The 17,761-nt window shown below is 61.7% G+C and carries 17 protein-coding genes; 11 read left to right on the top strand and 6 right to left on the bottom strand.

Going from position 1 to position 17,761, the window contains the following annotated elements; translation table 11 throughout:
• Window positions 1–2 precede the first annotated feature (2 nt).
• From PspCFBP13528_RS11185 to PspCFBP13528_RS11165, 3 genes are all read left to right on the top strand, one after another.
• Entirely contained in the window at window positions 3–938 is a 936-nt protein-coding gene (locus tag PspCFBP13528_RS11185) for a LysR family transcriptional regulator (RefSeq protein WP_027606275.1), read from the top strand.
• A gap of 692 nt (window positions 939–1,630) precedes the next feature.
• Entirely contained in the window at window positions 1,631–2,023 is a 393-nt protein-coding gene (locus tag PspCFBP13528_RS11170) for a MerR family DNA-binding transcriptional regulator (protein WP_057721728.1), read from the top strand.
• Between the two features lie 16 nt (window positions 2,024–2,039).
• The gene (locus PspCFBP13528_RS11165) at window positions 2,040–2,939 is read left to right on the top strand and encodes a hydroxymethylglutaryl-CoA lyase (RefSeq protein ID WP_137200220.1); all 900 of its coding nucleotides are present in this window, start codon (window positions 2,040–2,042) and stop codon (window positions 2,937–2,939) included.
• Window positions 2,940–3,478: 539 nt separating this feature from the next.
• Here the strand turns inward: PspCFBP13528_RS11165 and PspCFBP13528_RS11160 are convergent.
• Entirely contained in the window at window positions 3,479–5,116 is a 1,638-nt protein-coding gene (locus tag PspCFBP13528_RS11160; RefSeq protein WP_137200219.1) for an AMP-binding protein, read from the bottom strand.
• 150 nt (window positions 5,117–5,266) lie between these two features.
• Between PspCFBP13528_RS11160 and PspCFBP13528_RS11155 the strand changes: the two genes are divergently transcribed.
• From PspCFBP13528_RS11155 to PspCFBP13528_RS11140, 4 genes are all read left to right on the top strand, one after another.
• Window positions 5,267–6,430 carry an isovaleryl-CoA dehydrogenase gene (locus tag PspCFBP13528_RS11155; protein WP_137200218.1) on the top strand — a complete coding sequence of 388 codons (1,164 nt, stop codon included), beginning with the start codon at window positions 5,267–5,269 and terminating at the stop codon, window positions 6,428–6,430.
• 105 nt (window positions 6,431–6,535) lie between these two features.
• A complete protein-coding gene (locus PspCFBP13528_RS11150; protein WP_137200217.1) occupies window positions 6,536–8,140 on the top strand; it encodes a carboxyl transferase domain-containing protein in 1,605 nt (534 codons plus the stop codon).
• Window positions 8,141–8,273: 133 nt separating this feature from the next.
• Complete coding sequence (locus PspCFBP13528_RS11145) at window positions 8,274–9,080, top strand: gamma-carboxygeranoyl-CoA hydratase (RefSeq protein ID WP_065953080.1); 807 nt, start codon at window positions 8,274–8,276, stop codon at window positions 9,078–9,080.
• Window positions 9,077–11,002, top strand: a complete 1,926-nt coding sequence (locus PspCFBP13528_RS11140; RefSeq protein ID WP_137200216.1) for an acetyl/propionyl/methylcrotonyl-CoA carboxylase subunit alpha — start codon at window positions 9,077–9,079, stop codon at window positions 11,000–11,002. The genes PspCFBP13528_RS11145 and PspCFBP13528_RS11140 overlap by 4 nt, the downstream gene beginning before the upstream one ends.
• On the opposite strand, the gene PspCFBP13528_RS11135 is transcribed toward PspCFBP13528_RS11140, so the two are convergent.
• Window positions 10,999–11,634, bottom strand: a complete 636-nt coding sequence (locus PspCFBP13528_RS11135; protein ID WP_137200283.1) for a S24 family peptidase — start codon at window positions 11,632–11,634, stop codon at window positions 10,999–11,001. The two genes, PspCFBP13528_RS11140 and PspCFBP13528_RS11135, sit on opposite strands and share 4 nt — an antisense overlap.
• A 129-nt stretch (window positions 11,635–11,763) precedes the next feature.
• Between PspCFBP13528_RS11135 and PspCFBP13528_RS11130 the strand changes: the two genes are divergently transcribed.
• Entirely contained in the window at window positions 11,764–12,114 is a 351-nt protein-coding gene (locus PspCFBP13528_RS11130; protein ID WP_101220077.1) for a DUF3077 domain-containing protein, read from the top strand.
• A 152-nt stretch (window positions 12,115–12,266) separates the two neighbouring features.
• Here PspCFBP13528_RS11130 and PspCFBP13528_RS27800 read toward each other — a convergent pair whose 3' ends face one another.
• Window positions 12,267–12,602 carry a hypothetical protein gene (locus PspCFBP13528_RS27800; protein WP_137200215.1) on the bottom strand — a complete coding sequence of 112 codons (336 nt, stop codon included), beginning with the start codon at window positions 12,600–12,602 and terminating at the stop codon, window positions 12,267–12,269.
• Between PspCFBP13528_RS27800 and PspCFBP13528_RS11120 the strand changes: the two genes are divergently transcribed.
• Window positions 12,580–13,731, top strand: a complete 1,152-nt coding sequence (locus PspCFBP13528_RS11120; RefSeq protein WP_101220076.1) for a M14-type cytosolic carboxypeptidase — start codon at window positions 12,580–12,582, stop codon at window positions 13,729–13,731. The genes PspCFBP13528_RS27800 and PspCFBP13528_RS11120 overlap by 23 nt on opposite strands.
• Before the next feature lie 18 nt (window positions 13,732–13,749).
• On the opposite strand, the gene PspCFBP13528_RS11115 is transcribed toward PspCFBP13528_RS11120, so the two are convergent.
• Together PspCFBP13528_RS11115 and PspCFBP13528_RS11110 are read right to left on the bottom strand one after the other, a co-directional pair.
• Window positions 13,750–14,289: a cytochrome b gene (locus PspCFBP13528_RS11115; protein WP_065953075.1), complete on the bottom strand. Its 540-nt coding sequence runs from the start codon at window positions 14,287–14,289 to the stop codon at window positions 13,750–13,752.
• Complete coding sequence (locus PspCFBP13528_RS11110) at window positions 14,286–15,368, bottom strand: catalase family peroxidase (protein WP_137200214.1); 1,083 nt, start codon at window positions 15,366–15,368, stop codon at window positions 14,286–14,288. The genes PspCFBP13528_RS11115 and PspCFBP13528_RS11110 overlap by 4 nt, the downstream gene beginning before the upstream one ends.
• Window positions 15,369–15,549: 181 nt before the next feature.
• Between PspCFBP13528_RS11110 and PspCFBP13528_RS11105 the strand changes: the two genes are divergently transcribed.
• A complete protein-coding gene (locus PspCFBP13528_RS11105) occupies window positions 15,550–16,056 on the top strand; it encodes a sigma-70 family RNA polymerase sigma factor (protein WP_137200213.1) in 507 nt (168 codons plus the stop codon).
• The gene (locus PspCFBP13528_RS11100) at window positions 16,053–16,790 is read left to right on the top strand and encodes an anti-sigma factor (RefSeq protein ID WP_137200212.1); all 738 of its coding nucleotides are present in this window, start codon (window positions 16,053–16,055) and stop codon (window positions 16,788–16,790) included. The genes PspCFBP13528_RS11105 and PspCFBP13528_RS11100 overlap by 4 nt, the downstream gene beginning before the upstream one ends.
• Here PspCFBP13528_RS11100 and PspCFBP13528_RS11095 read toward each other — a convergent pair.
• Window positions 16,787–17,761, bottom strand: coding sequence for a spore coat U domain-containing protein (locus tag PspCFBP13528_RS11095; protein WP_178084428.1), 975 nt, complete (start codon window positions 17,759–17,761; stop codon window positions 16,787–16,789). The genes PspCFBP13528_RS11100 and PspCFBP13528_RS11095 overlap by 4 nt on opposite strands.

The raw sequence follows: 17,761 nt of genomic DNA, 5'->3' as shown, positions 1-17,761 counted from the left end.
ACATGAATCTGAGCAAGGTCGACCTCAACCTCTTTATCGTCTTCGACGCAATCTACACCGAAGCCAACCTCACCCGTGCCGGGCAGATTGTCGGTATCACCCAGCCGGCAGTGTCCAACGCTCTGGCACGCCTGCGCGAGACGTTCAACGACCCGCTGTTCGTGCGCACCGCCCAGGGCATGGTGCCCACGCCGATGGCGCAGAACATCATCGGCCCGGTGCGCAACGCGTTGTCGTTGCTGCGGGTTTCCGTACAGGAGAGCCGGATTTTCAACCCGCAACAGGCGGCCAAGACCTATCGCATCAGCATGACCGACCTGACCGAAGCGGTGATTTTACCGCTGCTGTTCCAACGCCTGCGCCGACTGGCGCCGACGGTGGTCATCGAGAGCTTCCTGTCCAAACGCCGCGAAACCACCAAGGAACTGGCCGCCGGGCGCCTGGATTTCGCCGTGGATGCGCCGCTCAACACCGACCCGCAAGTGCGCCACGTCAAGCTGATGGAAGACCGCTACGTGTGCGCCATGCGCAAGGGCCACCCGATGGCGGGCAAGGACAAATTCACCCTGGATGACTACCTGTCGCTGACCCATATCCATATTTCCAGTCGCCGCAACGGCCTGGGGCATGTCGACCTGGCCCTGGGCAAGATGGGCATCCAGCGCAAGATCGCCCTGCGCTCCCAGCACTATCTGATGGCTTCGCAAGTATTGCAGCAGACCGACATGGTCATGACCGTGCCCGAACGCTTCGCCCGTCGCCATGAGCTGCACTGGTTCAACCTGCCGGTCAATGATGTGCCGCCGGTGGAAACCCATTTGTACTGGCATGAAAGCACCGACCAGGACCCGGCGAACCGCTGGATGCGCGAACAGATGATCGAGTTGTGCCAGCAAGTTACTGCCCACGAGAAGAAGCTGGATAAGCAACAGGCCTGAGGTTGCAGGAGGCCCCAGTGTAGGGGGCTTGCCCCCGATGACCATAACGCTATAGCGCCCACCGCTAACCACGATGCGAAGCGAGCCGCTCTTGATCTTGATCTTGATCTGCTTTTGATCCTGGGCGCCCCGTTAAACCACGCTGGCCGAACGCAGGCTTGAATCCGTGGGCAACCCGGCAGGACGCCGGGTTAGCCGCCCCGCGCCATGGATGGCGCGTGGCGGCGGCCCACGGATTCAAGCCTGCGTTCGGGCACACCGAGCCTAAGCGAGGTGCCGAGTGGTGGGGCAAGAGCCTTTTTGGTTACTTTTGGGGCTCTTTTCCAAAAGTAACCCGCTGTAAAAGCGGAACCGATAGCAGCCATGACCGCAGAAACGGATATGTACTCGGTCCAATCCAACATCCTGGTCGGCTCTGAGGCCGCCATCGGGGGCAAGCCCCCTCCCACATTTGCACCGGGATCGACACAACAGCCCGGTCGGCCCAGAGGCCGCCATCGGGGGCAAGCCCCCTCCCACATTTGGACCGGGATCGACACAAAAGCCCGGTCGGCCCAGAGGCCGCCATCGAGGGCAAGTCGAATCGTCGCACCGCCCCTCCCACATTGGATAATGGAGCACCAGCAAGGGAGCCCTTGACGTTCACGTCAACCTGCCATTAGCTTAGCCCCAGGACTTTCTCGAGCACCGCCATGAGCACCACCTACAGCATCTCCGACCTCGCCCGCGAGCTCGATATCACCACCCGCGCCATTCGCTTCTATGAGGAGCAAGGCCTGCTGGCCCCCGAGCGCCGGGGCCAGGAGCGCATCTACTCGGCGCGGGACAAGGTCAGCCTCAAGCTGATTCTGCGCGGCAAGCGCATCGGCTTTTCCCTGGCCGAATGCCGCGAGTTGATCGAGCTCTATGACCCCACCAGCGGCAACCACATTCAACTCAACAGCATGCTGGCAAAGATCGCCGAGCGCCGTGAGCAGCTTGAGCAACAGTTGCTGGATATCGAACAAATGAAGCTGGAACTGGACACCGCCGAAGAGCGCTGCACCCAGGCCCTGGCACACACCATGCGCCAGGCCGGCCATTGACCAGAAGGTAACCGCCATGACCCTCCCCTCACACGTACGCCTGGTGGAAGTCGGCCCACGCGACGGTTTGCAGAACGAAGCCCGACCGATCAGCGTCGCCGACAAGGTGCGCTTGGTGGACGCCTTGAGCGCCGCCGGCCTGGGCTATATCGAGGTGGGCAGTTTCGTGTCGCCCAAGTGGGTACCGCAGATGGCCGGCTCCGCCGAGGTGTTCGCGCAGATCCAGCGCAAGCCTGGCGTGACCTATGGCGCGCTGGCGCCGAACCTGCGCGGCTTTGAGGATGCACTGGCGGCCGGGGTCAAGGAAGTCGCGGTATTTGCAGCGGCGTCTGAAGCGTTTTCCCAGCGCAATATCAATTGCTCCATCAGTGAGAGCCTGGAGCGGTTTGCGCCGATCATGGCGGCGGCCCGGCAGCACGGCATCAGCGTGCGCGGGTATGTGTCATGTGTGCTGGGTTGCCCCTACGAAGGGGATATTGCTGCGCAACAGGTGGCGGCTGTCGCCCGCGAGCTGTATGCCATGGGCTGCTATGAGGTGTCCCTGGGCGACACGATCGGCACCGGCACAGCGGGCGCGACACGCCGACTGTTCGAGGTGGTCGGCGCACAAGTGCCGCGCGACAAGCTCGCAGGGCATTTCCATGACACCTACGGCCAGGCGATCGCCAACATCTACGCCAGCCTGCTGGAAGGCATCCAGGTATTCGACAGCTCTATCGCGGGCCTCGGCGGCTGCCCTTATGCCAAGGGCGCGAGCGGTAACGTCGCCACCGAGGATGTGGTGTACCTGCTCAATGGGCTGGGGATCGACACGGGTATAGACCTGGAGCGCCTGATTGGCGCGGGCCAGCAGATCAGCCAGGTGCTGGGACGGGCAAGTGGATCGCGTGTGGCGAAGGCGCGTAACCTCGGTTGAGTAGCACACCTGTGACAATGTGTTACCGCAGACCGGCATAACGGGTAACGCGGGAACATAATCCGTTGCCAATCCAGAGAAATATAACCTGATAAAAAATCAAACCATTGATTTTAAAGGACTTTAAAAAGTTGGCACGGCTTCTGCTATCTCTATGGCATAACAAGAATAAAAAGCACCAAACCTAATAAAAATAAGACGAAACGACTCTGACATAACAAAAACAACACGGCAGAGACGCAGCTAACAGATTTTTTTGGAGAAGATGTGCTTTGCAGGGTACGGCGTGCCGAAACCCGCAACCGGTTAGAGAAAAATAAAACTACCTCAGGTAGCTACCCACTGGTTGGATCGTTTACGAAGAAGCAGATCAGCGCTCAAAAAAATACGTTTGCTCTTGACCCCGGATGGGGGTCGCCAAAACAGCGGTACGGGTCACGGCTACCAAAAACAACAACAGGCCGCCCCTCAATAATAAAAAAGAGCACGCAACGACATATTAAAGGGGACCTTCGGGTCCCCTTTGTGCTTTCTGTGAGTTATTGCGAGCGTGTTCGCAGCTCTTCGATTGAGATCTCGCGCATCCGGAATTTCTGGATCTTGCCCGTCACCGTCATCGGAAACGCGTCCACGAACTTGAAGTGCCTGGGCCTCTTGAAGTGGGCGATGCGGCCATTGCACCAGGTTTGCAGTTCCAGCTCGCTCGCCACCTGGCCCGGGTGGAACTTGATCCAGGCGACGATTTCCTCACCATAACGTTCATCGGGAACACCGATAACTTGCACATCAGCCACGGCCGGATGGGTGAAGAAAAACTCCTCCAGCTCCCGTGGATATACGTTCTCGCCACCGCGAATGATCATGTCCTTGTTGCGCCCGACGATGCACACGTAACCGTGTTCGTCCATGGTCGCCAGGTCGCCGGTGTGCATCCAGCCCTGCTCGTCGATGGCATCGCGAGTGCCTTCGGGGTTGTTCCAATAGCCGAGCATCACACTGTAACCGCGCGTGCACAGTTCGCCTATTTCACCGCGTGGTAGTGTGTTGCCGTCACCGTCGATGATCCTGTTTTCCAGCTGCGGCTGGGTGCGGCCTACGGTGGTCACACGGCGCTCCAGATCGTCATCGGCGCCGGTCTGCAAGGACACCGGGCTGGTTTCGGTCATGCCATAGGCAATCTGCACTTCGCCCATGTGCAGTTCGCCGATGACGCGGCGCATCACCTCGATCGGGCAGGTCGAGCCGGCCATGATTCCGGTACGCAGGCTGGACAAGTCGAACTCGCCCAGGCGTGGGTGATCGAGCAGCGCGATAAACATGGTTGGCACGCCGTACAGGCCGGTGGCGCGCTCTTGAGCAACGGCGGTCAGCGTCAGCAACGGGTCGAAGCCGTCATTGGGATAGATCATGGTGGTGCCGTGGGTGATGCACCCCAGGTTACCCATGACCATGCCGAAACAGTGGTACAGCGGCACAGGAATCACCAAACGGTCCTGCGCGGCAAGCCCCAGGCTTTCACCGACCATATAGCCGTTGTTGAGAATGTTGTGGTGACTGAGGGTGGCGCCTTTGGGAAAGCCGGTGGTGCCGGAGGTGTACTGGATATTCACCGGCTGATCGAAATGCAGGCTGGCCTGGCGGGCATGCAGTTGCTGCGCAGGGACGCTCGCCCCCAGCGCCGACAATTGCGCCCAAGGCATGAATGGCGCAGGTGGATTGGGGTCCAGGCTGATGATGCCGCGCAGGTCGGGCTTGAGTTCCTGCAGCATCGCGTGGTAATCGGACGTCTTGAACGCGCTGGCGCACACCAGCCACTGGCAACCGGACTGCTGGAGCACGTAGTCCAGCTCACTGGTGCGATACGCCGGGTTGATATTGACCAGAATCACACCGAGTTTCGCGCTCGCCACCTGGCAGACCAGCCACTCGGCGCAATTGGGTGCCCAGATGCCCAGGCGGTCGCCGGTTTGCATGCCCAGGGCGAGGAACGCCCGCGCATGCAGATCAACCGTCTCGGCCAGCTCCCGCCAGGTGTAGCGCCGTTGTTGGTGGCGGACCACCAAGGCTTCCCCATCAGGATACTGCGCAGCGGTACGATCGAACGCCTCGCCAATGGTCATGGCCAGCAAGGCCTTGTCCTGGGAGCCACGGCTGTAGCTCGGATTCGGTTGATCCATAACGACCCCTGTTGTCTTTTTTGTAGGTTGACGTAAACGTAAACTACGATTGACAGCGCCGCAACGCAAGCTTACGTTAACGTAAAGGTGAGCGCCCTCCCCCGCGCCTTGCCTACACAACAACAAAAGCTCACATTAAGGTGCCTGTCCATGAGTTACCCGTCCCTGAACTTCGCCCTCGGCGAAACCATCGACATGCTGCGCGACCAGGTGCAGTCCTTCGTGGCCAAGGAAATCGCGCCCCGCGCAGCGCAGATCGATATCGACAACCTGTTTCCCGCCGACCTGTGGCGCAAGTTCGGCGACATGGGCCTGCTGGGTATTACCGTGCCGGAGGAGTACGGCGGCGCGGGCCTGGGTTACCTGGCGCATGTGGTGAGCATGGAAGAAATCAGCCGTGGCTCGGCCTCGGTGGCGTTGTCCTACGGCGCCCACTCCAACCTGTGCGTCAACCAGATCAACCGCAATGGCAGCCACGCACAGAAACTCAAGTACCTGCCCAAGCTGATCAGCGGCGAGCACATCGGCGCCCTGGCCATGAGCGAGCCGAATGCCGGTTCCGACGTGGTGTCGATGAGACTGCGCGCCGACAAGCGCGGTGACGTCTACGTGCTCAACGGCAGCAAGACCTGGATCACCAACGGCCCCGACGCCAATACCTACGTGATCTACGCCAAGACCGACATGGAAAAGGGCGCCCACGGCATCACCGCGTTCATCGTCGAGCGCGACTGGGCAGGCTTCAGTCGCAGCAACAAGTTCGACAAGCTGGGCATGCGCGGCTCCAACACCTGCGAGCTGTTTTTCGATGACGTGCACGTCCCCGAAGAAAACATCCTCGGCGTGCTCAACGGCGGCGTCAAAGTGCTGATGAGCGGCCTCGATTACGAACGCGTGGTGCTCTCCGGCGGCCCCACCGGAATCATGCAGGCCTGCATGGACCTGATCGTGCCCTACATCCACGACCGCAAGCAGTTCGGCCATAGCATCGGCGAGTTCCAGCTGATCCAGGGCAAGGTCGCCGATATGTACACCCAGCTCAATGCCAGTCGCGCCTACCTTTACGCGGTGGCCCAGGCTTGCGAGCGCGGCGAGACCACGCGCAAGGACGCCGCTGGCGTGATCCTGTACAGCGCCGAACGCGCTACGCAAATGGCCCTTGATGCGATCCAGATCCTGGGCGGCAACGGCTACATCAATGAATTCCCCGCCGGGCGCCTGCTGCGTGATGCCAAGCTGTACGAAATCGGCGCCGGCACCAGTGAGATTCGGCGGATGTTGATCGGTCGCGAACTGTTTAATGAGACGAAATGAATTTCGTCAGCGGCAAGTGACAAGCTTCAAGCGGCAAGAGGACGGTGCTCTTGCTTCTAACTTGTAGCTTGTAGCTCGAAACTTAAAGCTGCTACGGAGTAGCCCATGCTTCTACACACCCAGCTCAACCCGCGCTCGGCGGAATTCGTCGCCAACAGCGCGGCGATGCGCCGCCAGGTCGACGCGCTGCACACCCTCCTCGCCCAGGTGCAACAAGGCGGCGGCGCCAAGGCCCAGGAGCGGCATACCTCACGCGGCAAACTGCTGCCACGCGAGCGCATCAATCGTTTGCTCGACCCGGGCTCGCCCTTCCTCGAATTGAGCCAGTTGGCCGCCCATCAGGTGTACGGCGAAGACGTACCGGCTGCCGGCGTGATTGCCGGCATCGGCCGCGTGGAAGGCGTCGAATGCATGATCGTCGCCAATGATGCCACCGTGAAAGGCGGCTCCTACTACCCGTTGACGGTCAAGAAACACTTGCGCGCCCAGACCATCGCCGAGCAGAACCGCCTGCCGTGCATTTACCTGGTGGACTCCGGCGGCGCCAACCTGCCGCGCCAGGATGAAGTGTTCCCGGACCGCGAGCATTTCGGGCGGATCTTCTTCAACCAGGCCAATATGAGTGCCCAGGGCATCCCGCAGATTGCCGTGGTGATGGGCTCGTGCACCGCCGGTGGAGCCTATGTGCCGGCCATGGCCGACGAAGCGATCATGGTGCGCCACCAGGCGACTATTTTCCTCGCGGGCCCGCCGCTGGTGAAAGCCGCCACCGGCGAAGTGGTCAGCGCCGAAGACCTCGGCGGTGCCGATGTGCACTGCAGGATTTCCGGCGTGGCCGATCACTATGCCGACAACGATGAACACGCCCTGGCCCTGGCCCGCCGCAGCGTGGCCAACCTCAATTGGCGCAAGCAGGGTGAGTTGCGCCAACGCACGCCCGTCGCGCCGTTGTACAGCGGCGAAGAGCTCTATGGCGTGATTCCGGCCGATGCCAAGCAGCCGTTCGATGTGCGCGAAGTGATCGCACGGCTGGTGGACGGTTCGGTGTTCGATGAGTTCAAGGCGCTGTTCGGCACCACCCTGGTGTGCGGCTTTGCACATCTGCACGGTTACCCGGTGGCGATCCTGGCCAACAACGGGATTCTGTTCGCTGAAGCCGCGCAAAAAGGCGCGCACTTTATCGAGCTGGCCTGCCAGCGCGGGATTCCGCTGCTGTTTCTGCAGAACATCACCGGCTTCATGGTCGGCCAGAAGTACGAAGCCGGCGGCATCGCCAAGCACGGCGCCAAACTGGTGACGGCGGTGGCCTGCGCCAAGGTGCCGAAGTTCACGGTGATCATCGGCGGCAGTTTCGGTGCCGGTAACTACGGCATGTGCGGTCGCGCCTATGACCCGCGCTTTTTGTGGATGTGGCCCAATGCGCGCATCGGCGTGATGGGCGCCGAACAGGCGGCGGGCGTGCTGGTGCAGGTCAAGCGCGAGCAGGCCGAGCGCGCCGGCAACGCGTTCAGTGCCGAGGAAGAAGCGGCGATCAAGCAGCCGATCCTCGACCAATACGAAACCCAGGGCCATCCGTACTATTCCAGCGCACGCCTGTGGGATGACGGCGTCATCGACCCGCTGCAGACCCGCGACGTGCTGGCCCTGGCACTGTCCGCCGCCCTCAACGCCCCTATCGAGCCGAGCCGCTTCGGCGTGTTCCGCATGTGACCTGCAGGAGCGAGCTCGCTGGCGAAAAACGTCCAGTCAACGCGTACATCCTGGATACCCGCGTTATCGTTGACGACCTTCGCGAGCAAGCTTGCTCCTACAGGAGGCCTCTCATTTTCACGGAGCTTCTTGCATGAGCGATTTCAACACCCTCGAACTGATCACCGACAGCCGTGGCTTTGCCACGCTGTGGCTCAGTCGTGAAGCCAAGAACAACGCGTTCAACGCCCAGATGATCCGCGAACTGATCATCGCTCTCGACCACGTACAGGGCGACCCGTCCCTGCGCTTTCTGGTGTTGCGCGGGCGCGGCAAGCACTTCAGCGCCGGCGCCGACCTGGCCTGGATGCAGCAATCGGCCGAGCTGGATTACCACACCAACCTGGACGACGCCCGTGAACTGGCCGAGTTGATGTACAACCTGGCCAAGCTGAAAATCCCCACCCTGGCGGTGGTACAAGGCGCCGCTTACGGCGGCGCGCTGGGCTTGATCAGTTGCTGCGACATGGCGATCGGCACCGACGACGCGCAGTTCTGTCTGTCTGAAGTGCGTATCGGCCTGGCACCGGCGGTGATCAGCCCATTCGTGGTGCAGGCCATCGGTGAACGCGCGGCCCGTCGCTATGCCTTGACGGCCGAGCGGTTTGGCGGCCAGCGTGCGCGAGAGATCGGCCTGTTGGCGGAAAGCTACCCGGTCGAGACGTTGGAGCAACGGGTGGATGAGTGGATCGCCAACCTGCTGCACAACAGCCCGGCGGCAATGCGTTCGAGCAAAGACTTATTGCGTGAGGTGGGCAACGGTGCCCTTACCCCGGCGCTGCGGCGTTACTGTGAAAACGCCATCGCGCGAATTCGGGTCAGTGCCGAGGGTCAGGAAGGCTTGCGCGCCTTTCTGCAAAAACGCGCACCCAGCTGGCAATCCAAGGAGCCGCACCCATGAGCACATTGACTAGCGTGCTGGTGGCCAACCGTGGCGAAATCGCCTGCCGAATCATGCGCACCGCCAAGGCGATGGGGCTGACCACCGTGGCCGTGCACAGTGCGATCGACCGTGATGCGCGGCACAGCCGCGAAGCGGATATTCGTGTCGACCTGGGCGGCAGCAAGGCCACTGACAGTTACCTGCAGATCGATAAACTGATCGCCGCCGCCCACGCCAGCGGCGCCCAGGCGATTCATCCGGGCTACGGTTTTCTTTCGGAAAACGCCGGGTTCGCTCGGGCCGTCGAGGCAGCGGGCTTGATCTTCCTCGGCCCGCCCGCCTCGGCAATCGACGCCATGGGCAGCAAGTCGGCGGCCAAGGCGCTGATGGACACCGCCGGCGTGCCGCTGGTGCCGGGTTATCACGGCGAGGCCCAGGACCTGGAGACCTTCCGGGAGGCCTGCGCGCGTATCGGTTACCCGGTGTTGCTCAAGGCCACGGCTGGCGGCGGCGGCAAGGGTATGAAGGTGGTCGAGGACGTCAGCCAGCTGGCAGAAGCCCTGGCCTCCGCCCAGCGTGAGGCGCTGTCGTCATTTGGCAACGGGCAGATGCTGGTGGAGAAATACCTGCTCAAACCGCGCCATGTGGAAATCCAGGTGTTCGCCGATCAACACGGCAACTGCCTATACCTCAATGAGCGTGATTGCTCGATCCAGCGGCGTCATCAAAAGGTCGTGGAAGAAGCCCCCGCGCCGGGATTCAGTGCCGAGCAACGCAAGGCCATGGGCGAAGCGGCGGTTCGCGCGGCGCAGGCCATTGGCTATGTGGGCGCGGGCACAGTGGAGTTCCTGCTGGATGCCCGCGGCGAGTTTTTCTTCATGGAGATGAACACCCGCCTGCAAGTCGAGCATCCGGTCACCGAGGCGATCACCGGCCTCGACCTGGTGGCTTGGCAGATCCGTGTGGCCCAGGGCGAAGTGCTGCCGATCACCCAGGCCCAGGTGCCGCTGCGGGGGCATGCGATTGAGGTCAGGCTGTATGCCGAAGACCCGGCCACTGATTTCCTGCCCGCCACCGGACGGTTGGCGCTGTACCGCGAGTCCAGGCCAGGCCCGGGGCGGCGCGTGGACAGCGGCGTCGAACAAGGGGACAGCGTTTCGCCGTTCTACGACCCGATGCTCGGCAAGTTGATTGCCTGGGGCGAGGACCGTGAACAGGCGCGGCTGCGATTGCTGAGTATGCTCGACGAATATGCGGTGGGCGGGCTCAAGACCAACCTGGGCTTCCTGCGGCGCATCATTGGCCATCCGGCCTTTACTGCGGCCGAGCTGGATACCGGGTTTATTCCGCGCTATCAGGCTGAGCTGCTGCCGGTGGCCGCAGCGTTGAGCGATGAGTTCTGGCAGGCGGCAGGTTCGGCTTTTATGCAAACCTTGCCGACCGGTGACGGACCGTGGGCAGCGACCCACGGTTTTCGCGCGGGGCTGCCGGCCCAGGTTTCACTGCATTTGAGCTGCAATGGCCAGGACCGACTGGTCACGCTGGCCGGGCCACCGTCGCCACTCATGGACGAGCACCTGGTCATCGAACACCAGGGTATACATCGCTCCCATCTGGCGGTGCGCAATGAAGGCACGGTGTATCTGCGCTGGGATGGCGAAATGCAGGCGGTCAGCCTGTTCGACCCGATTGCGGCGGCCGAGGCCGGTCACACCTCTCAAGGCGGCCTTACCGCCCCCATGAACGGCAGCATCGTGCGCGTACTGGTGGACATCGGCCAACGCGTCGAAGCCGGTGCGCAACTGGTGGTACTTGAAGCGATGAAGATGGAACACAGCATCCGCGCGCCTGAGGCGGGCGTGGTCAAGGCACTGTTTTGCCAGGAGGGCGAGATGGTCGCCGAAGGCAGTGCACTGGTGGAACTAGAGCCAGCGCACTAGAACTTCGCCATGGCTTGCACGACCACGCCCAGGATGCGGCAATCGTCGGTGAACAGCAGTTTGGGGTAAGTGGGATTGAGCGGCGCCAGGTAAAGCTGGCCGCTGTCTGCCTGCAGCTGGCGAAAGGTGGCCTGGGGGCTGTCCAGCCATTGCGCAACCACCAGTTTGCCGGGCTGCACCTCGATAGCCGGATCGACCAGGATCAGCATGCCTGCGCTGATGCTCAGACCCGTGGGCGCGGTCATGGCGTCGCCGATCACCGGCAGCCAGAAGGCGTCGCCATGGGCATGGTAATCGGTCAATTCAAAGCGTTCCGGCCCATAATGGGCACGTGTTTCACGCAGTTCGCACACACCGCCCCAGTCGTTGACCGGGTAGCGAAAATACGGGTTGTAGTGGTGCTCCAGTGCCGCCCGTGCATCCGTCCTGTCGCGAATCTCCAGCGCCACTTCAAGGTAGCCCAGCCCCAGTTCCGCCAGTACCCGGTTCATGTCCGCCAGGCTCGGAACGCGGCGCTTGTTGAGCCAATGGCCCACGCCGCCCTGGGACATGCCCAGGCGCTCCGCCAGTTCATCCTGCGTGACCTTGCGGTCTTTCATGTTGGCTCGCACCAACGCTATCCAGTTATCCATGGCGCTGACAATACGGTGCGTATTTTCCACGGCAATAAACAGTTTGTAGTAATCCATAAAACGACATAAATACGATACGTACTATCATCGATATAAGGTTTTCGACACCCACCCAGAGTACCGCCCCTCATGACGACGAGCCCGTATCACCTGCCTGAACTACCTGAAAACACTGAGCTGCACGACATGCACTGCAGCGGCGCCGCACAGCGCGCGCTGGACTATTACTTGAAAGAAGATATGTCTGCGCCAGCCTCGGGCACAGCCTTTTTCACCATCAACTCAAGCATCAGCCAGGAGGAAGCGCTGGTGCACGCCTCCGACCTGCTGCGCAGTGCGGCGGCAACCGCCTACGAGTCGGCGAGCAGCCATCAGGGCAATCAGCGTGACCTGGCATTTTCGGTGGTGTACTTGATTGATATGGCTAAGGCGATGGTGGAGCGGTCGTTGCGAGCGCCGGACGCTCAGGCAAGCGGATGACGGGCACACGGGAAAAATATTTCTATCGGACGGATAAAAACATTTGACTTGCAAATGATAATGATTATTATTGGACCTAGCTGATCGCGAGATCAGTCGATAGACCAAGAGACCTTAGGTCGGGCTCTTGGAATATCTCCTCATCAGGCTAATCACGGTTTTTGACCCGGCTCTTTGGCCGGGTCTTTTTTTTGCCAGTTTTTCTGGCATGGCTTCAGGCTAATGAAGACTGTGTGTTGCTTGATGGCGCGGATGGTAGCAAAAGACCATTGCGAAAAGAAAGGCGCAGCAAGGCCCCAGTCCAAATCTTCCCGATTTAGCGCTTGAGAATCAATCTCATAGACCCTAAGCTGGCGCAGCGTCACGGATGATGCCCCCTCCCCCCGTGCAACAATTTTGCTTCCAGACATTGCCTGCTGCCTGTGTAAGATAGCCGCCACATCCTCATATTCAGGCAACCAGACTATGACCGTGGCCTTGACGTCCATCAAAATCAGCACCGACTTCGACAGCGGCAATATCCAGGTCCTGGATGCCAGCGATGCCTACCAATTGTTGCTGGCAATCAAACCCGACACCCGCAGCCAGCATTATCAGTGGTTTCACTTCAAGGCCGAAGGCATGCATGTGGGTCACACCCATACTTTTCGCCTGAGCAACGCGGGCGGTTCGTCCTACAAGCACGCCTGGACCGGCTATAACGCCGTGGCATCCTACGACCACGTCAATTGGTTCCGCGTGCCGTCACGCTTTGATGGCGAAATCCTGCATATCAGCCTCCAGACCCGGGAAAAACACGCGTGGTTCGCCTACTTCGAACCCTATAGCCGTGAACGCCACGACTGGTTGATCGAGCAGGCGCTGAAGTATGCCGGCGTCAAGCTGCTGGCCACCGGCAAAAGTGTCGAGGGCCGCGATATCCAGCTGCTGCGCCGTGGCAAAGGGGGCGAAGGCCGCCGCAAGGTCTGGATCATCGCCCAGCAGCATCCCGGTGAACACATGGCCGAATGGTTTATGGAGGGCGTGATAGAACGCCTGCAACAGAGCGGTGGCAGCGAGTTGAAGAAGCTCCTGGCCGTCGCCGACCTGTACCTGGTGCCGAACATGAACCCCGACGGCGCATTTCATGGCCACCTGCGTACCAATGCCATGGGCCAGGACCTCAACCGCGCCTGGCAGAGCGCCAGCCAGGAACTCAGCCCGGAAGTCCTGTTCGTGCAACAGCAGATGGAAAAATATGGCGTCGACCTGTTCCTCGATATCCATGGCGACGAAGAAATCCCCTACGTGTTCACCGCAGGCTGCGAAGGCAACCCCGGCTACAGCCCGCGGATCGAAGCCCTGGAAAAACACTTCCGCAGCCACCTGAGCCAATTGACTCGTGACTTTCAGACCACCTACGGCTACACCCGCGATCTGCCGGGCGAAGCCAATATGACCCTGGCTTGCAATGCGGTCGGTGAGAAGTACGACTGCCTGTCACTGACCCTGGAGATGCCCTTCAAGGACAACGACGATGCGCCCAACGCGAAAACCGGCTGGTCCGGCGATCGCTCCCGGCAGTTGGGCAAGGATGTCCTGAGCAGCGTGGCCGATATCATCGGCCACCTGCGTTGACGATCAGTCAAAGACTGATCAGTGGCGGGTGCCGGTCATACTTTGCAGTACGCCGTCGCGGCGGATCAACCCGTGGAACAGTGCGGCCGCCAGATGCACCAGCACCGTCAGAAACAGCAGGTAGGCGAGATAACCGTGGGCCTTGCGCAACAGCGCAAACAACGGCGCATTCGCCGAGACCAATGCCGGCAGCTGCACGGAGCTGCTGAGCATCACCGGGTCACCGGCGGCCGAAATCATTGCCCAGCCCAACAACGGCAACACCAGCATCAACCCATACAGCACCGCGTGTGAGGCCTTGGCCGCGAGCACTTGCCACAGCGGCAAGTCAGCCGGCAGCGGCGGTTGGCGCGTGGAAAAACGCACCACCAGGCGCACGATGACCAGCGCCAGAATGGCGATCCCCAATGGCTTGTGCAGGTGAATCAGCCACTCGTGGCGCTCAGACACTGACGCCGCCAGGCCCGCGCCGATAAACAGCATGGCGATGATCATCAACGCCATCACCCAGTGCAGCAAACGCGCCAGCGGGGCAAAAAATCGTGGTTCAACCTTCATGGCTTCGACTCCTGGGGGACACTGTGCAACGGGCTGACTTCACCGGCACGGCGCAGGTATGAGCTGGCATAGGCCGCCGAGCGAGCCGCCAGCAGCGGGTCATTGGACGCCTCGATACCACTGGGCAGAATCAGCGGGTCGAAGTTGATATCGCGGCAATCGCCGTCGGCTTGTGGCTGGCTGCTCTGCAGCACCAGGGTGCCGGCGGTGACTACCTTGTGCGCGCCGGTCCAGGTCTTGCTGGCGTCATCGAGCGGGTCGCCTGGGTTGGCCAGCGTCATGTTCAACTGCCAATGCAGCGGCCCCGCAGCCAGGCGCTGCACCAGGTCTTTTTCCAGGAAGTCGCCACCCTCAGGCGCGGTATCGCCCGCTGCATCCTGGCTCTGTGGCACCACGGTCCAGCGCACGGCCTGGCGTTTGCCGTCGGCGCTCACCAGGTAAAACGCGTTGATGCCGTTATAGGTTTCGGTCGCGTAACTGGCCGATGGCCTGGCGGTTTTGACCCAGGCCAGAAACGGTGCTGTCTCCGGGTGGGCGGCAAAAAACGCCGGCATGCTCGCCGGGTTCGGCTTGCCGGTGGCCGGGTCCGGCGCGCCGGCCTTGAGCAACTGGTAGAACGCCTCGGGCGTGCCCACCGGGAACACCGGCATGCTGTTCATCCCGGTGCGCCACTGCTGGCCGTTGGCCTGGCTGAACTGCACGGCAAAACTGCGGATCGGCACACTGCTGTCCGGCGCATAAGGGTTGCCGCTGGGCAAGGCGAACCGCCCGATCACCGGGGTTTTCGCCTCGTTGAACACCTGGGCGCTGGAGTAGGCACGCACTTCGGGACTGCTCTCGAAGTACCCGGCCACGCACACGCCTTTGGCATGGTTACGCCGAAACCCCGGGTGCACGCCGTTATTGGTTTCCAGGGCATTGACCAGGGTTTTTGGCCGCAGACGCTGTGGGTCGAGCGTGCCGTTGACGTAGGCAAATGCCCCGGCAACAACGGCAACCACGGCGCCGATACCCGCGAGTCGCGCGATCAGGCTCGCAGTGCTTAACGGAGGACGGGGCGGTGGTGAGTGATCTACCATGAATGAACTCCAGGGCCTGAGGCCTCAGGGGGTGAAACATAAGGTCGGAGCATTGAGACGCACGCCGATACACTCTATTCCCTGGCCGCATTTTATTTTTCGGCCCATGGAATAACCTTCGGCGCCGAACGTCTCTCCAGTCACAGCTAGTCACAGCAGCGTAGCAACCAGCCGGACACCCATGCACGAACTCGACGAACAGTTACGTGAAGTCATCCCCAGGCTGCGGCGCTTTGCCGTGTCCCTGACCCGTAACGCCAGCGGCGCCGACGACCTGGTGCAGTCAACCCTGGAACGGGCGATCATCGCCTGGGCCGACAAGCGCATCGAAGGCGACCTGCGTGCGTGGCTGTTTTCGATCCTGTACCGACAATTCCTCGATGCCCATCGGCGCAACCGGCGCTACGCGCGCATGCTCGAATTCTTCACCGGCCGCGACGATGCTCAGCCCTCGGTGGAGCGTACGGTAATGGCCCAATCCACCCTGCAAGCCTTCGACCAACTCACTGCCGAGCAGCGCGCCCTGCTGCTGTGGGTGTCGGTCGAAGGCTTGAGCTACAAGGAAGTCGCCGAAATACTCGACGTGCCCATCGGTACGGTGATGTCGCGTCTCTCACGCGCCCGCCAGGCCTTGCGTCAACTCAGCGATGGCGAAATTGCCAGCCCTTCCCTGCGGATACTCAAATGATCAGCCTGCCTCCCAGTGAACGTGACTTACACGCTTACGTCGATCATCAGTTGCCGGACACTGATCGCCGTGTCCTTGAAACCTGGCTGGCGAGCCACCCCGACGTGGCCGCCCAGGTGCATGCCTGGCAACAGGATGCCCAGTTGCTGCGCGCGTCTTTGAGCGGTGCCCTGCAGCAACCGGGTAACCCGGCATTGGACCCGGCGCTGATTCGCCAGCGCGTCAAGCATCGGTCCCGCCGCCATCTCGCCACCGCCGCGCTGCTGCTGATCGCTGTCAGCCTCGGCGGACTGGGCGGCTGGCACGCCCGCGAGGCCACCCAGCCTGCACTGTTGCCGATGGCCGATGCGATGCAGGCATACCGTTTGTTTGCCCAGGACGGCATCATGCCCGCCGACTACAACGCTCAGGACCGCAACACGATGCAGGCCTGGCTCGATCGCTACTTCAACCAGGCCCATCGCTTGCCCGACTTGAGCCAGGCGGGGTTCAAGCCGGTCAGCGGGCGCCTGCTCACCACCGAACAAGGCGCAGCGGCCATGGTGCTGTACGAAGATGCGCGGGGTCGGCGCATCAGTTTCTACATTCGCCCACCGGGTCCGAACAACGGCTTCCTGCCGCGCGGCAGTCGCAGCGCCGACGGATTGCAGGCCGACTATTGGTCGGGCGGCGGGTACAACTACGCGATGGTCAGTCCAGTGGATCAGGCCAGCGCCGGGCAAATGAAGTTCTAGAAGCCCACGTCCAGCACTACGTTGTCCAGATAGGTACCGGCCGGTGGCGTGGGCTGGTCGGGGTAGATCCTGGCGTTATAGTTGTAGACCTGGCTGCCCGTGCCCAAGCCATTGCCGGGGTTGACCTCGGCCGTGGAACTGGCGCGCCGCGCCGCGCCAACGCTGCCCCAACGCGTGGTGCCGGCACTCTTGAAGATATCGTAGGCCAAGTAGTTGCCGCCGGAAATCATGCGCCGCCGGCCACCGACGCTGACCGCGTTCTGGCCGTCGCTCAAGCCCACGGTGTAGGCGCTGCCCTTGGTACAGGCAATGCTGATGGTCTGCCCGGTCACGGCAGTGAATCCGCTGACCACCGGCGCGCTGCCGAAGCTGATAGTGGGGGCGCTAATCTGGCAGTCATTGGTCACGTTCATGCTCACGGTCAGTGATGCCGTGCCGCTGCCAATGTCACGCCCCAGGCAGATGCCGCCAAGACCGATCCCCGAGCAGTAGTTCCAGTTCCAGGCGATGTTCAACGTCTCGGTATACAAGCCGGCGGCGACATTGCTGCCGGTGATGCTGCCCAGGTACAGCGGCACGGTTTTCGCACCCGGCCCCGCGATCAGGCCGATGATCTGGGCGATACCGCCGGCGCCGCCAAAATCGAACTGCGCCCCACGGGTGATCGGATAACTGGTGCTGTTATTGCCATAAATCGTGTAGCCGATCACATCCCCGGTCGGCCCGCGCATGCCGCCCTGAGTCGACGTAATCGTGGCGTAGAAATGGTCGGTCGACGCCAGCAGCGACACCAGGGCCGAGGTGCAGCTCAAGCCGGCGTTGGTGGTAGAGCTGGTTTGCGCAGCGGTACGCACGGTCATCGAACTGATCGAGCCGAAACTGGCCGGGACCGTGGACACCACCGAGCACACGGCCAACGCCTTGCCCGAACACAACAGCCCTACCCCAAACAGCCATCCCTTGCCCCTCAC

Origin of the sequence: Pseudomonas sp. CFBP13528 (genome assembly GCF_005233615.1) — a bacterium.
Classification (GTDB): Bacteria; Pseudomonadota; Gammaproteobacteria; order Pseudomonadales; family Pseudomonadaceae; genus Aquipseudomonas; species Aquipseudomonas fluorescens_AM.
The sequence above is the reverse complement of the archived record's forward strand: the minus strand, read 5'-3'. Positions and strand labels throughout refer to the sequence as shown.

Excerpts from the sequence above, each read along its gene's own strand:
- PspCFBP13528_RS11185 (WP_027606275.1), top strand. The coding sequence starts at position 3 with ATGAATCTGAGCAAGGTCGACCTCAACCTCTTTATCGTCTTCGACGCA.
- PspCFBP13528_RS11170 (WP_057721728.1), top strand. The coding sequence starts at position 1,631 with ATGAGCACCACCTACAGCATCTCCGACCTCGCCCGCGAGCTCGATATC.
- PspCFBP13528_RS11165 (WP_137200220.1), top strand. The coding sequence starts at position 2,040 with ATGACCCTCCCCTCACACGTACGCCTGGTGGAAGTCGGCCCACGCGAC.
- PspCFBP13528_RS11160 (WP_137200219.1), bottom strand. The coding sequence starts at position 5,116 with ATGGATCAACCGAATCCGAGCTACAGCCGTGGCTCCCAGGACAAGGCC.
- PspCFBP13528_RS11155 (WP_137200218.1), top strand. The coding sequence starts at position 5,267 with ATGAGTTACCCGTCCCTGAACTTCGCCCTCGGCGAAACCATCGACATG.
- PspCFBP13528_RS11150 (WP_137200217.1), top strand. The coding sequence starts at position 6,536 with ATGCTTCTACACACCCAGCTCAACCCGCGCTCGGCGGAATTCGTCGCC.
- PspCFBP13528_RS11145 (WP_065953080.1), top strand. The coding sequence starts at position 8,274 with ATGAGCGATTTCAACACCCTCGAACTGATCACCGACAGCCGTGGCTTT.
- PspCFBP13528_RS11140 (WP_137200216.1), top strand. The coding sequence starts at position 9,077 with ATGAGCACATTGACTAGCGTGCTGGTGGCCAACCGTGGCGAAATCGCC.
- PspCFBP13528_RS11135 (WP_137200283.1), bottom strand. The coding sequence starts at position 11,634 with ATGGATAACTGGATAGCGTTGGTGCGAGCCAACATGAAAGACCGCAAG.
- PspCFBP13528_RS11130 (WP_101220077.1), top strand. The coding sequence starts at position 11,764 with ATGACGACGAGCCCGTATCACCTGCCTGAACTACCTGAAAACACTGAG.
- PspCFBP13528_RS11120 (WP_101220076.1), top strand. The coding sequence starts at position 12,580 with ATGACCGTGGCCTTGACGTCCATCAAAATCAGCACCGACTTCGACAGC.
- PspCFBP13528_RS27800 (WP_137200215.1), bottom strand. The coding sequence starts at position 12,602 with ATGGACGTCAAGGCCACGGTCATAGTCTGGTTGCCTGAATATGAGGAT.
- PspCFBP13528_RS11115 (WP_065953075.1), bottom strand. The coding sequence starts at position 14,289 with ATGAAGGTTGAACCACGATTTTTTGCCCCGCTGGCGCGTTTGCTGCAC.
- PspCFBP13528_RS11110 (WP_137200214.1), bottom strand. The coding sequence starts at position 15,368 with ATGGTAGATCACTCACCACCGCCCCGTCCTCCGTTAAGCACTGCGAGC.
- PspCFBP13528_RS11105 (WP_137200213.1), top strand. The coding sequence starts at position 15,550 with ATGCACGAACTCGACGAACAGTTACGTGAAGTCATCCCCAGGCTGCGG.
- PspCFBP13528_RS11100 (WP_137200212.1), top strand. The coding sequence starts at position 16,053 with ATGATCAGCCTGCCTCCCAGTGAACGTGACTTACACGCTTACGTCGAT.